Raw genomic sequence first — 12,325 nt, 5'->3', positions numbered from 1 at the left:
CCCGGTCGCCCCGGTACCGCGAGAACCCGTGCACCGACCGGCGTGCCGTCGGCCGTGCACATGAGCCGCTCGATGTCGAACGACCCCTGACGCGGTCCTAGTCGCAGATCCGGTGGTAGATGTACGCCGTGCAGATCTGCGTCTTCTTGTCGCAGCCCTTCTTGGTGTAGGTCTCGGTCCACGAATGGCACACGAGCGGCCCGGCGTGGGCCGGAGCCGCAGCCGCAGGCAAGACGAGTCCCGCCCCTGCCAGTGCCACGACCAGCCCCATTCCTGCCAGCGCTCGCTTGACGTTGTTCATTGCATTTCCCCCTGGTGTCGAATACCGCTTGGCCTTTCATCGTAGACGTCACGCGGGCTCCACTCCGCAACGGACGACGGTGGCCGATCGACGGGGGTGTTCATCCTGGAGGATGACCCGGGCTGCTGTTGCAGGCTGCAATACTCACCCTCACGTTCGCTCCACAACCCACATTCCGAAGCGCTGTGGACGATTGTGCGGAGGGTTTTGCTGGGGGTTCTCCGTCCGGAGAACACGATGCTGTCGGGCGCTTCGTGCGGGGGGCGGACGGTGCATGCTGTTCGGATCACAGGAAAGAGACGTTCGATGAAGAAGAAGATCGCGGCGGTGCTCGCTGGTATCGCGCTCATTGCCGGCGGGGTGATGGTCGGTGCGTCGCCGGCTTCGGCGAAGGAATGCGCCTACGAAAAGGGTGCTGAATGCACCGGCTGGTACCCGAACGTCAACACGTGCAAGGGGATCGCCTACCGTGGCACCTTCCAGCAGATGCGTGCGTGCGAGGCCTGGGCGGGTTGGGGTTCGCACGGCTGAGCCACACCTGGGCTGCATCGGACCGGAGGCCCGGATCACGTGAGCAGACCTGCTCACGTGATCCGGGCCTCCAGTCCGTCAGTCTCGCGGCGCAGCCGCGCCCCGTCAGACGACCCGCGAGTCGATCACCGCCCGGTCACCCCGGTACCGCGAGAACCCGTACTCGACCGGCGTGCCGTCGGCCGTGCACATGAGCCGCTCGATGTGGAAGATCGCCTGCCCGGGGTCGATGTCGAGCAGATCGGCGGTCCACTGGTCGGCGTTCACCGTGCTGAGCAGGAGCCGACGGGCGACCGGACGCTCACCACTGCGTCGGACGAGCACGTCCGGCACGTACTCCGTCAGCGGCTCGGACACCAGGTCCGGGAAGCGCTCCTGCGGCACCCAGCTCGTCCGGACCCGGCTCGGCTCCCCGTCGAACGAGATGAGGCTCTCGACGAAGTACGCCGCGTCACCGTCCATCTCGAGGTTGCGCCGCACCGTCTCCGGTGCCGGCACGAGCTGCACGCAGAGGTGCACGATGCTCAGTCGCGGTGAGTCGAAGATGCTCCCGCCGGCGGTCTCCCCGTAGATCGTCACCTCGTCGGTCGTGCGCGCGAGGCTCACCGACGCGACCGGGCGGACACCGAACGTGCCGGACCGCGGTGCGCGGGTGATGAGCCGCTGCTCCTTGAGCAGGGTGAGCGCCGCGCGGAGGACGTTCCGCGTCGTCCCGTAGAGGTCGAGCAGCTCCCACTCGTAGGGGAGCGGCCCGGCGAAGCGCCCGGCGACGATGTCGGCGCGGATGAGGTCCGAGACCTGCCGTGCGGCGTCGGAGCGGCGGTTGAAGCCGATCCAGTGGCCGGGCTGGACGTCACCGACGCCCATGTCGGTCCACGGCGGGGTCGGTCGGCGCACCAAGTCGTCGCGGTCGCGCTCGTCGAGCGCGAACTCGGGGTCGGGCACGGTGTCGGTCACGAGGCCACCCCCACTGTTGCGATGTCCCCGGTCCAACCGGCCCAGCGCAGGAACTCCCGCGCGAGCCGGACCGCGTAGTCCGGGTCCTGGATGTCGAGCGAGACGAACACCCGCCGGTAGAACGTCGGCCCGCCGAGCAGGTCGACGGCGATGCCGAGGTCCACGTCGGAACGGAGCACCCCCGCGTCCATCGCCCGCTGGAGCATCGCGTTCACCCGCACTCGGCGGTCGAGGTGCCACGCGGCGACGGCCTCCGCGACCCGCGGCTCGTGGGCGGCGAGCTCGACGATGATCGGCAGCGCCCGCCCGACCGGTGTCGCGACGAGCGCGTGCACCCAGCCCCGGGTGAGTCCGAGCACCCCTTCGTCGATCGGCGCGTCCAGCACGGTCGGGATCGACTCCTCCATCAGCCGGATGACGGTGTCGGTCAGCAGGAGGTCCTTGCTCGACCACCGGCGGTAGATCGTCGCCGCGCCGACCCCGGCGGCGTCCGCGATGGCCCGCACGGTGACGTCGCCGGGGCCGCCGGCGGCGAGGATCGCCGTGCACGCGGCGTGGACGGCCTCGTCGACACCGGTGTCCCGTGGTCGGCCGCGGGGCGTGGTCGGGGCGACGGCGGTCACGCGGCGCTCCAGTGCTCGAGCACGCAGGCCATCGGCCACACCTCACCGATCTTCGCGCCGATGTCGAACAGGTTCGCTTCGTGCACGCTCGGCAGCCGGTCGCCGACGGCCTCGCGCACCACGATCGGGACGAACCCGTGCTGCATCGCGTCGGTGGCCGTCGCACGCACGCACCCGCTCGTGGAGAGTCCCGCGATGAACAGCGTGTCGACACCGCGCGCGACGAGGTCCGCCGCGAGCGAGGTCCCGAAGAACGCACTCGGGTACTGCTTCGGGACGAGTGTGTCGCCCGGCTCCGGTGCGAGCCCGTCGATGAACGCCCCGGTCGGCGCACCCGGCAGGTACGCCGCCAGCGCGGGCACCTTGCGGAAGAACACCCCGGCGTTCGACCCGTCGGCCGACAGCGCCATCGTCGTCACCGCGACGTGCACGCCCGCGGTCCGCGCCGCCGCGGTGAGCTCGCGCATGCGCTCGACCGGTTCCTCGACCCCCGCGTACAGCCCACAGGTGGGGTCGACGTAGGCGGTCACCGGGTCGACGACGACGAGCGCCGCCCGCCGTCCGGGTTCCAGCGCACCGGTGTACCCGGCCGCCGCGTAGTCCTCGTGGTCGTCGGTCATGCGGTCCTGCTCCCGTCGTGTGGTCTGGTGGGGTCTGCCTGGAGGCCCGGGTCGGGCCCGCCGTGTCGGCCGGCTGACCGGCGCGTGGTCGCGGCTGCCGTGACCATCCGTGCCGGTCCCGGCGGCGTCGTGGTCATCCGGACGCCCCCGCCTCGGGGACCGGGCCCGTCGTCTCGGGCCGCACCGGAGCCTCCCGGTCTGGCGGGCCGAACGGGCCGAACGCGACGATGAGCGCACCGAGGACGGCGCAGCCGGCGAACGTGAGCGCCGCGGCCCGGACACCGTCGACGAAGGCCTGGACGTCGCTCGGCGACAGCGCGAGCAGGCTGCCGTCGTAGGCGGCGGCCTGCTGCGCCGCCGACAGTCCGCTCGTCGCGATGGCGAGCCCGAGCGCGGTGGAGAACAGGAAGCCGGCGTTCTGCAGCGCCGAGCGGATCGCGTTCGCGATCCCCCGGCGGTGCACCGGCACCCGGACCATCAGCGCCGACGTGCTCGGTGTCATGAACACACCGGTGCCGACGCCGACTGCCCCGAGCCCGACCGCGGTCACCGCGTAGGCACCGTCGTCGGCGAGCGAACCAGCGAGCACCGCAGCACCGAGCGCGATGAGGAGCATGCCGATCGTGGAGAGCGTGCGGGCGGGCACCCGTCGGGCGAGGACCCCGGCGCTCGCCGCGGCGACGGTCGTGCCGATCGGTGTCGGCAGCACCCAGAGAGCGGCCTCGACCGCGTCCTTGCCGGAGACCGCCTGGAACGTCAGGGACGAGAGGAGCACGAGCGCGTAGCTCGAGAGGGCACAGAGCCCGGCGGCCGAGAACAGCGTGATCGTCGCACGATCGCGGAAGATCGCGGGGTCGACGAGGGGGTGCGCGACCCGGCGTTGCGTGCGGACGAACAGCCAACCGATCAGGAGGGCGCTCGCGCCGGTCGCGATCGTTCCGGGGCTGCTCCACCCCGACGATCCGCCGATCGACACCGCGCCCACGAGCAGTCCGACGGTCGCGATCGACAGCACGGCACCGGGAACGTCGAACCGCTCCCCGGATCGACTGCGGGTTGCCCGGGGGATCAACCGGACGGACCACAGCAGTCCGGCGACCGAGACAGGCACGCCGAGCAGGAAGATCCAGCGCCACCCGAGCGACTCGGCGACGAGCCCGCCGACGATCGGTCCGACGACCTGCCCGACGGCGGCGACCGTCGCGTTGACACCGAGGCCGAGCGACAGGATCGACTCGGGGAAGACGTCGGTGAGCAGGGCCGTGGTGTTCGTCACGATCGCCGCGGCCCCCACGCCCTGGACGAGGCGTGCGGTGATGAGGAGGGTCGCGTCGGGCGCGAAGCCACACGCGAGTGAGGCGACGAGGAACACGAGGATCCCGGCGAGGTACAGCCGACGCCGACCGACCAGGTCGGCGATGCGGCCGAACACGAGGATCAGGGTCGTGGTGGTGAGCATGTAGCTGAGCAGGACCCAGCTGGACTGGAGGGCGCTCGCGTCGAGGTCGGCGCTGACGTCGGGGAGCGCGACGAGCAGGGCACTGGAGGAGATGAAGACGAGGACGACGCTGAGACTCGACGCGCAGAGCACCTGCCAGGCGCGTCGGCGGGCAGCGCCCTCGTCGGTGGTGCGGCTACGGATGGGACGGCCCTCCCGAGGCGGACGCCGGCGGCACCCGGAGGTGGTGGTCGGTGACGCGCTGGAACGCGACCGCCGCGGAGAGCACGGTGCCGTCCGCCCACGGCCGGCCGACGAGCTGCACCCCGACGGGCAGTCCGTCGGGCGCCGTCCCGGCAGGCATCATGAGGGCGGGGAACCCGACGTAGTCGAACAGGCGGGTGTTGCGCGGGACCACCTCGTGCAGGTTGAACCGTTCCCCGTCGACCGACATCGTCAGGTCGTCGAGCCGGGGTGCCGTCGCCCCGATCCCGGGGGTGAGGACGACGTCGACGCCGGCCTCGTCCATCCGCGCGAGCATCGCCGCCTGCACGAGCGGCCGCCGCCGGAGCGCGCGGAGGTAGTCGGCGGCGGTCGGCGTGAACGAGACGTCGAAGCGGGCACGGGTGCCGTCGTCGAAGAGCTCGGCGGTCGGGGCGTTCGCCTCCTGGTTCGCGGCGAGCTCGCCGTAGAACACCGTCCAGCACTCGGAGTCGACGGCCTCGAGGTCGTCGAACTCGATCGGCACGACGTCGGCACCGAGCGCACGGAACCGGTCGAGCGCGTCCGCGTGGGCGTCGAGCACGGCGGCGTCCACCCGCTCGGTGAACCACGTCCGGGGGACGCCGATGCGCATCCCGACGATCTGGTCCGGCTCCGCCGTGAGGTCCGGAACGGTCGGGTGCGACGTCGGGTCCCGGTCGTCGCCGCCCGCGATGACGTCGAGCACGAGCGCGAGGTCCTCGGCGGTGCGGGCCATCGGTCCGACGTGGTCGAGGGTCCAGGACAGGCTCGTGACGCCGGTGCGCGGGACGAGTCCGTACGTGGGCTTGATGCCGGTCGTGCCGCAGAGCGCCGACGGGACGCGGATCGAACCGCCCGTGTCCGTGCCGAGCGCGAGCGGCACGATGCGGGCGGCCAGTGCCGAGCCCGAGCCGGTGGACGAGCCACCCGTCCAGCGCTCGGCGTCCCACGGGTTCCGGACCGCACCGTACCGGGCGTTGTGCGGGCCGCCGCACGCGAACTCGGTGGTGGCGGCCATGAACACGGGGATCGCCCCGGCCGCGCGCAGTCGTGCGACGACGGTGGCGTCGGTCGGGGCCACACGGTCGCCGGTCTGCAGCGAGCCGCTCGTGACGACGGTGCCCGCGACGTCGACGATGTCCTTCACGGCGAAGGGGACGCCCTCGAGCGACCGCGCCGAACCGTCCGCCCACCGCCGGGTGGACTCGGCCGCTGCCGAGCGGGCACCGTCCACGAGGCGGAGGACCGCGTCGGACCAGACGGCGTCGGCCGTCCAGAGGGGTTCGAGGGCCGCGAGGACCGCGGTGGGGGTGGTGGCGCCCTCGGCGAAGGCAGCGAGGAGGTCGGTGACCGAGGCGCCGGCGGGATCGGCGGCGACGCGGGCCGTGTCGGTGGTGCCCACGCCCCGCGCGGACCGGTCGGTCCCGGCTGGGCGCGCGGTCCCGTCGGCCCCGGCCCGGCTCGTCGTCGCACCGAGGAGGCGGGCGAACAGCGTGTGACTGTGCCCGGGCTCCGCGGCGAGGGTGTTCGGCGACGCGGGGAGGGGATCTGCCCGACTCGCCGCCAGCGCCCGGTCGAGCTCCGGGGCGATCGTGCCCCGGACGACCGCGAAGACGTCCGTCGCCTCGGTCACGGCGCTCACACCGGCACCGCCTGCGCTGCGGTCTCCTGTGCGGCCCGCTCGTGTGCGTCGGCCAGGTACCGGAAGACGCCCGGCTGCCGGTCGCGGCCGAGCGGGAAGTCCCGTCGTGCCGCGGCGACCTCGGCGACGTCGACCGTGGCGCGGATGACCGGACCGGCCTCGTGGGCAGGGGCGGAGACGACGAGCGCACCCCGCGGGGTCACGACGGAGGACCGGCCGAAGTAGCTGACGGTCTTGCCGTCGAGCGTCTCCTGACCGCCCCGGTTCGGCGCGACGACCCACGTCTGCGTCTCCATCGCCCGCACCTGCAGCTCCTGTGTGAACAGCGTCTCGCGGAAGCCCATCGAGGACACGAAGACCAGCATCACCTCGGCTCCGGCCGCACGGGCGGCGAGCCAGTACTCCGGGAAGCTCCGGTCGTAGCAGATGAGCATGCCGAAGCGGGTGCCGAGCGCGTCGAACACGACCGGGCCGGAACCGGGGGCGAAGTAGTGCTTCTCGTCGACGTCGGACAGGTCGTCCTTCGGGATCGAGGTCTTGCGGTACGTCGACACCTGGTCGCCGTGCACGTCGGTGCCCTGCACCACCGTGCCGTCGGCGTCGATGAGGACGGCGCTGTTGTACTGCGCGTCACCGGCGTCCTCGTACAGCCCGAACGCGACCGCGGTCCGGAGTCGCCGGGCGGCCTCCGCGAACCGGGCCGTCGCGGGCCCGGGGACGGGCTGCGCCCAGGCCTTGCGGCTGTCGTTCACCACACCGCAGAAGTACGGCGTGGTCGCGAGCTCGGGGAAGACGACCAGGTCGGCACCCTCCGCCGCCTGCTCGAACCGCGCGATGAGCTCGTCGAGCGCGGCGTCGGCGTCCGCGGGGGTCTCGCCCGACTGCACGACCGCGACCTCGATGACCGGGCTGTTCGTCGCGGCCGTCATGCCGTGACCGCGCTCGGGGCGACCGACTCGACGCCCTCGCGGGTGCGCATGAGCGGCTGGATGCGGGTGCCGAACTCGTCCATGCCCTGCAGGAAGTCGTCGAAGACCAGCATGATGCCCTTCGTCCCCTCGACGTCGGCGGCCTCGTCGAGCATCGCGGCGACGTGCTCGTACGACCCGACGAGCGTTCCCATGTTCATGTTCACGGCGCCCTCCGGCAGCGAGATGCGCTTGGCGGTGTTGCCGTCCTCGCCGTTCGTGTCGGTGAGTGCCTGTCCGGTCATCCACGCGATGGCCTCGACGTCCACGCCGTCGCTGTAGCGCTGCCACTTCTCCTGCGCGGCCTCGTCGGTCTCGGCGGCGATGACCATGAACAGCACGTACGAGCCGACGTCGCGTCCGGTCTTCGCTCGGGCCTCGAGGAGCGCCTTGTTCTGTTCGGCGTACGCGGTCGGGGTGTTCACGCCGACGCCCATCGAGAAGTTGTAGTCCGAGTACTCCGCGGCGAAGGCCATGCCCTGTGACGACTGTCCGGCGGAGACGATCGGGATGTGGGCGGACGGCTTCGGGAGCATCCGGCAGTCGTCCATCTGGAAGTACTCGCCCTGGAAGTTGCTGACGCCGTCCTCCCAGAGCTCCTTCATGACCTGCATGTACTCGGTCTGGTAGGCGTAGCGGCGCTTGAAGTGCACCTCGTCGCCCGGCCACAGCCCCATCTGGTCGTACTCGGCCTTCTGCCACCCGGCGACGAGGTTCAGCCCGAAGCGGCCGTGCGAGATCGAGTCGACGGTCGCGGCCATGCGCGCGGCGATCGCCGGCGGGATGGTCAGCACCGCGGTGGTCGCGAACAGCCGGATGCGCTCGGTCCGTGCGGCGAGCCCGGCCATCAGGGTGAACGACTCCAGGTTCTCGTCCCAGAACCCACTCGGACCGCCGAACCCGCGGAGCTTGATCATCGACAGGGCGAAGTCGAAGCCGTACGCCTCCGCCTTCTGCACGATCTCGAGGTTGAGGTCGAACGACGGCTTGTACTGCGGCGACGTGGTGGAGATGAGCCAGCCGTTGCTGCCGATCGGGATGAAGACTCCGATGTCCATGGGGGACTCGCTTTCTGTGTGTGGTGGAGGGTCAGGACTGCTTCGCGGCGGCCTTGGCTGCGCTCGCGACGGCGTGGCGGCGGATCGTCTGGGACACGGCGACGGCCACGATGAGCGCGCCGCCGTAGAAGAGCTGCTGCACGAAGTTGTCGGCGCCGAGCATCTGGAGGCCGACGACGCCGGAGAACAGGAAGTAGACGGCGATGAACGTGCCGATCGCGTTGAACCGGCCGGGGATGATCGCGGTCGCGCCGAGGTAGCAGGCGGCGAACGCGGGGAGCAGGAACGACTGGCCGCTGGACGGGTCCGCCCCGCCGAGCGTGCCGGCGTAGACGACCCCGGCGACCGCGGCGGTGAACCCCGCGCCGACGAACGCCCCGACCCGGAGACGGCGGACGTTGAGGCCCGAGAGCTCGGCGACGGCACGGCCGGTCCCGACGAAGAGCAGGCGTCGCCCGACGGGCGTGGCGCTCAGGACGACGAGCACGACGATGGTCGCGACGAGGCCGTACACGAACGCGAGCGGCAGGCCCGCGAGCCCGCGCCAGCCGACGGTGGCGTTCACGAGCGCGGCGTCGATGCCCGTGACCGACGAGGACGCGCTCATCCACTGGATGATCCCGATCATGAACGTCGACGTGCCGAGCGTCACGATGAACGAGTCGATCCGGAAGGCGACCGTCAGCAGGCCGTTGACGAGTCCGACCACGACGCCGATGACGAGCCCGACGACGATGGCCGGGAGCAGCGGGACGTCCATCTTCGCGTTGAGGACGGCGATCGTCATCGCCGAGAGCGACATCGTGGACGCACCCGACAGGTCGAACTCGCCGGCGGTCAGGGGGAACAGGAAGCCCAGCGCGAGGATGAGCAGCACCGACTGCGACCCGAGGATGTTCTGCAGGTTGCCGAGCGTCGGGTAGGTGTCGGGGAGCGCCACGCTGAACGCGATGACGATGACGAGCCAGGCGCCGAGCAGCGCGTACCGCTCGGTGTGCCCCCACGAGAAGCGCGGGCGTGCTGGACGGATGACGGAGGTCTCGAGGGCCGGTTCGGCGGTGGTGGACATCAGGCGTTCTCCTTGACGGGGGAGGAGTCGGGGGTGGGGGTCGTCGCGGGGTCGACGAGGCTGGCGACGACCGCCGCGGCGATCACGTCACGGTCGATGCGGTCGCCCGTGAGCACGTCGTGGACACGGCCGTGGGCGAGCACGACGACCCGGTCGCACATCTGGGCGAGCTGGTCGTAGTCGGTCGAGGCGCAGACGATCGGGACGCCCTGCTCGGCGGTCTTCCGGAGCATCGCGAAGATCGCGGCGCGGGCACCGACGTCGATGCCCTGCGTCGGCTCCTGCAGCAGCACGAGCCGGGGGTCGTCCTGCATCCACTTGGCGAGGACGGCCTTCTGCTGGTTGCCGCCGGACAGCGTGCCGAAGAGAGCAGCGGGGTCGGCGGGGCGGACGTCCCAGTCGCGGACGAGGCCCTCGACGTGCGAGCGCTCGCGTGCCGGGGAGAGGCCGAGCAGCCCGCGGAGCTTCCCGAGGACGGGGAGCGTCACGTTCTGCTCGACGGACAGGGTCAGCGCGCCGCCCTCCCGCTTGCGGTCGGCCGGGACGTAGACGACACCGCGGGCGATCGAGGCGGCCGGGGTCGCGCGGGCGACGTCCGTGGTCGCGTCGTGCACGGTGAGCGACCCCGAGGCCGGCCGCGCCCCGTACAGTCCGGGCAGGACGTCCTCGACGCCGGAACCGGCGAGCCCGGTGACGCCGACGACCTCGCCGTCGGCGACGTCGAACGAGAGCTCGTCGACGACCCCGACCCGGAGGTCCCGGACCCGGACGACCGCGGCGCCCGGGGAGCCGGGACGCGGCCGGCGCGCGACCGGTGCCTCGAGGCCGCGACCCACGATGAGCGAGACGAGCTCGTCGGCGGTGGTGTCGGCGGTGTCGCGGTGCGCCTGCACCCGTCCTCCGCGGAGGACCGTCACCCGGTCGGCGTGCTCGAGGACCTTGGCCATGTCGTGCGAGACGAGGAGCGCCGAGGTGCGGCCGTCCGACACGAGGTCCTTCACGACGCGGAAGAGCAGGTCGGCGTCCTCCTTCGGCAGGAAGACGGTCGGTTCGTCGAGCACGATGAGGGTTCGTTGGTCCCCGAGCTCAGCGACGGCCCGGAGGATCGCCACGAGCGCCTTCTGCGTGTCGGTGAGCTGCTCGATCCGGGCGCGGGGGTCGATGTCGACGCCGTACCGGGCGAAGAGCTCGGCCGCGGCGCGGTGCTCCGCACCCCACCGGACGAACGGCCCTCGTCCGGCGACGACGGTCGCGAGCCGGAGGTTCTCGGTGACTCCGAGCGACGGCACGAGCGCGAGGTCCTGGTGGACGAAACTGATGCCGACGCGGCGGAAGTACCCGGGAGGCACGGGCAGGGGCAGACGGCTGCCGCGGACCTCGATCGTCGCTCCGGGGTCCGGCGCGTACGTGCCGGACAGGATCTTGATCAGGGTCGACTTGCCGGAGCCGTTCTCGCCGAGCAGGGCGTGGACCTGCCCGGGCCGGACCTCGAGCTCGACGTCGTCGAGCGCGGTGAGTCCGCCGAACCGCTTGGTGAGTCCGCTGATGCGCAGGACCGGCGTGCTGTCCGCTCCGGTCCCGGGCACCGCGGCGGTCGCCGCGGAGCCGAGCCGTGCCTCCCGGGTGTCGGTCACTTCGCCGCGCCCCAGATCTTCTCGTACCCGGTCTTGTAGGCGTCGCCGTAGCCCTTGCTCGGTGCGGGCGGGGTGCCGGCCTCGTCGACGTTGTCCTTGGTGAAGACCTTGAGCGGCGTCTCCTCGTTGCCGTCCTCGATGATCGGGGTGTCGGTGAGGACGCGACCGGCCTGGTCGATCGTGGCGTAGGCGAGCCACTCCATGTTCTCGCCGATGTCCATCGTCATGACGTTCCCCTGCTGCAGGATCTTCATGACCGCGGGCGTGCCGTTGTACGACGACGTGTGCACCTGCCCGGTCTTGCCGGCCGCAGTGACCCCCGCCTCGACGAACAGCGCCATCGAGTCGTAGATCGGCAGGACGTAGTCGAGGTTCGGGTCCGACTGGATCGCTGACTGCACCGTGGACGAGATCTTCGTGGCCCAGTCGGCGACCGGCACGTTCGTCACCTTGACCTTGCAGCCGGAGCAGTACTGGTCGAACTCCTCCTGCATCGCCTTGACGATCCCGTCGGACGGCGGGACCTCGGACGAGGTGATGATGAGGACGTCGCCCTTGCCCTCGGTCTCCTTGATCGCCCAGTCGGCGTTGAGCTTCGCGGCCTCGTGGAACGGCGCGGTGACCTGTGCGGCGACGAGCGGCTGGAGCTGCGACGGGAGCGACTCGCCGGTCTGGTACGTGTGGCTGATCAGCACCGGGATGCCGGCCGCCTTCGCCCGCTTGAGCGCCGGGACGATCAGTTCGCCGTTGACGCCCTGCGCGAGGACGATGATGTCGGCCTTCCGGCTGATCGCCTGGTCGATGCCTGCCGACTGCTCGGTCGGCGTGCCCTGGTTCGTGTACTCGATCCACTTCGCCCCGTACTGCTTCGCGAGCGCCTCGCCCGCCTCGTCGACGGAGACGATGAAGGGGACGGCGGAGGAGTTCGGGATGTTGAAGATGGTCTTGCCGGCGATCTTCGACAGGTCGAACGGCTTGCCCTCGAAGGTGAACTCCGGGTCGACGCTCGCGGCCTTGATCTGGCTGGTCGCGTGGGTCACGCCGGCCGAGTCGTCGGTGGATCCGGTGGACGCGGTGGACGTGGCGGAGCAGGCGGAGAGGACGAGGACGCCGCTGAGGGCGGCGGCGAGGATCGCGGGGCGGGCGAAGCGTGTTCGGGTCGGTGCGGGGGACGACATCGGTCGGTGACCTCCAGGACGTGGTGCGGCAACGGGTGGGGTGGGGAGCGGGTGCTGCGGGAA

12 protein-coding genes are annotated in these 12,325 nt (G+C 71.4%); 1 reads left to right on the top strand and 11 read right to left on the bottom strand.

Annotation, left to right across the window (positions count from 1 at the left end; all coding sequences use genetic code 11):
* Nucleotides 1-97: 97 nt before the first annotated feature.
* Complete coding sequence (locus ABC270_RS16045; RefSeq protein ID WP_412881725.1) at nt 98-301, bottom strand: hypothetical protein; 204 nt, start codon at nt 299-301, stop codon at nt 98-100.
* 306 nt (nt 302-607) lie between these two features.
* On the opposite strand from ABC270_RS16045, the gene ABC270_RS16040 reads away from it, so the two are divergent.
* Nucleotides 608-832 carry a hypothetical protein gene (locus tag ABC270_RS16040; RefSeq protein ID WP_412881724.1) on the top strand — a complete coding sequence of 75 codons (225 nt, stop codon included), beginning with the start codon at nt 608-610 and terminating at the stop codon, nt 830-832.
* Between the two features lie 105 nt (nt 833-937).
* On the opposite strand, the gene ABC270_RS16035 is transcribed toward ABC270_RS16040, so the two are convergent.
* From ABC270_RS16035 to ABC270_RS15990, 10 genes are all read right to left on the bottom strand, one after another.
* Nucleotides 938-1,789 (bottom strand): GntR family transcriptional regulator, encoded by an 852-nt coding sequence (locus ABC270_RS16035; RefSeq protein ID WP_412881723.1) that lies wholly within the window; start codon nt 1,787-1,789, stop codon nt 938-940.
* Complete coding sequence (locus tag ABC270_RS16030) at nt 1,786-2,412, bottom strand: TetR/AcrR family transcriptional regulator (protein WP_412881722.1); 627 nt, start codon at nt 2,410-2,412, stop codon at nt 1,786-1,788. The genes ABC270_RS16035 and ABC270_RS16030 overlap by 4 nt, the downstream gene beginning before the upstream one ends.
* Complete coding sequence (locus ABC270_RS16025; RefSeq protein WP_412881721.1) at nt 2,409-3,032, bottom strand: isochorismatase family protein; 624 nt, start codon at nt 3,030-3,032, stop codon at nt 2,409-2,411. Before ABC270_RS16025 ends, ABC270_RS16030 begins: the two co-directional genes overlap by 4 nt.
* A gap of 133 nt (nt 3,033-3,165) precedes the next feature.
* The gene (locus tag ABC270_RS16020) at nt 3,166-4,623 is read right to left on the bottom strand and encodes an MFS transporter (protein ID WP_412881720.1); all 1,458 of its coding nucleotides are present in this window, start codon (nt 4,621-4,623) and stop codon (nt 3,166-3,168) included.
* A gap of 43 nt (nt 4,624-4,666) precedes the next feature.
* On the bottom strand, nt 4,667-6,355 hold the full coding sequence (locus tag ABC270_RS16015; RefSeq protein WP_412881719.1) for an amidase: 1,689 nt from the start codon (nt 6,353-6,355) through the stop codon (nt 4,667-4,669).
* Nucleotides 6,352-7,284, bottom strand: a complete 933-nt coding sequence (locus ABC270_RS16010) for a carbon-nitrogen hydrolase family protein (protein ID WP_412881718.1) — start codon at nt 7,282-7,284, stop codon at nt 6,352-6,354. The genes ABC270_RS16015 and ABC270_RS16010 overlap by 4 nt, the downstream gene beginning before the upstream one ends.
* Entirely contained in the window at nt 7,281-8,381 is a 1,101-nt protein-coding gene (gene rutA, locus ABC270_RS16005; RefSeq protein WP_412881717.1) for a pyrimidine utilization protein A, read from the bottom strand. The genes ABC270_RS16010 and rutA overlap by 4 nt, the downstream gene beginning before the upstream one ends.
* A 31-nt stretch (nt 8,382-8,412) precedes the next feature.
* Nucleotides 8,413-9,450: an ABC transporter permease gene (locus ABC270_RS16000; protein ID WP_412881716.1), complete on the bottom strand. Its 1,038-nt coding sequence runs from the start codon at nt 9,448-9,450 to the stop codon at nt 8,413-8,415.
* Nucleotides 9,450-11,084, bottom strand: a complete 1,635-nt coding sequence (locus ABC270_RS15995) for a sugar ABC transporter ATP-binding protein (RefSeq protein WP_412881715.1) — start codon at nt 11,082-11,084, stop codon at nt 9,450-9,452. The genes ABC270_RS16000 and ABC270_RS15995 overlap by 1 nt, the downstream gene beginning before the upstream one ends.
* Nucleotides 11,081-12,262 carry a sugar ABC transporter substrate-binding protein gene (locus ABC270_RS15990; RefSeq protein ID WP_412881714.1) on the bottom strand — a complete coding sequence of 394 codons (1,182 nt, stop codon included), beginning with the start codon at nt 12,260-12,262 and terminating at the stop codon, nt 11,081-11,083. The genes ABC270_RS15995 and ABC270_RS15990 overlap by 4 nt, the downstream gene beginning before the upstream one ends.
* Between the last annotated feature and the right edge of the window lie 63 nt (nt 12,263-12,325).

The sequence above is a fragment of the Curtobacterium phoenicis genome, assembly GCF_047238015.1.
Classification (GTDB): Bacteria; Actinomycetota; Actinomycetes; order Actinomycetales; family Microbacteriaceae; genus Curtobacterium.
The sequence above is the reverse complement of the archived record's forward strand: the minus strand, read 5'-3'. Positions and strand labels throughout refer to the sequence as shown.

What these genes read in the sequence shown, in the direction of transcription:
- ABC270_RS16045 (WP_412881725.1), bottom strand. Translation starts at nt 301, where the DNA reads ATGAACAACGTCAAGCGAGCGCTGGCAGGAATGGGGCTGGTCGTGGCA.
- ABC270_RS16040 (WP_412881724.1), top strand. Translation starts at nt 608, where the DNA reads ATGAAGAAGAAGATCGCGGCGGTGCTCGCTGGTATCGCGCTCATTGCC.
- ABC270_RS16025 (WP_412881721.1), bottom strand. Translation starts at nt 3,032, where the DNA reads ATGACCGACGACCACGAGGACTACGCGGCGGCCGGGTACACCGGTGCG.
- ABC270_RS16010 (WP_412881718.1), bottom strand. Translation starts at nt 7,284, where the DNA reads ATGACGGCCGCGACGAACAGCCCGGTCATCGAGGTCGCGGTCGTGCAG.
- rutA (WP_412881717.1), bottom strand. Translation starts at nt 8,381, where the DNA reads ATGGACATCGGAGTCTTCATCCCGATCGGCAGCAACGGCTGGCTCATC.
- ABC270_RS16000 (WP_412881716.1), bottom strand. Translation starts at nt 9,450, where the DNA reads ATGTCCACCACCGCCGAACCGGCCCTCGAGACCTCCGTCATCCGTCCA.
- ABC270_RS15990 (WP_412881714.1), bottom strand. Translation starts at nt 12,262, where the DNA reads ATGTCGTCCCCCGCACCGACCCGAACACGCTTCGCCCGCCCCGCGATC.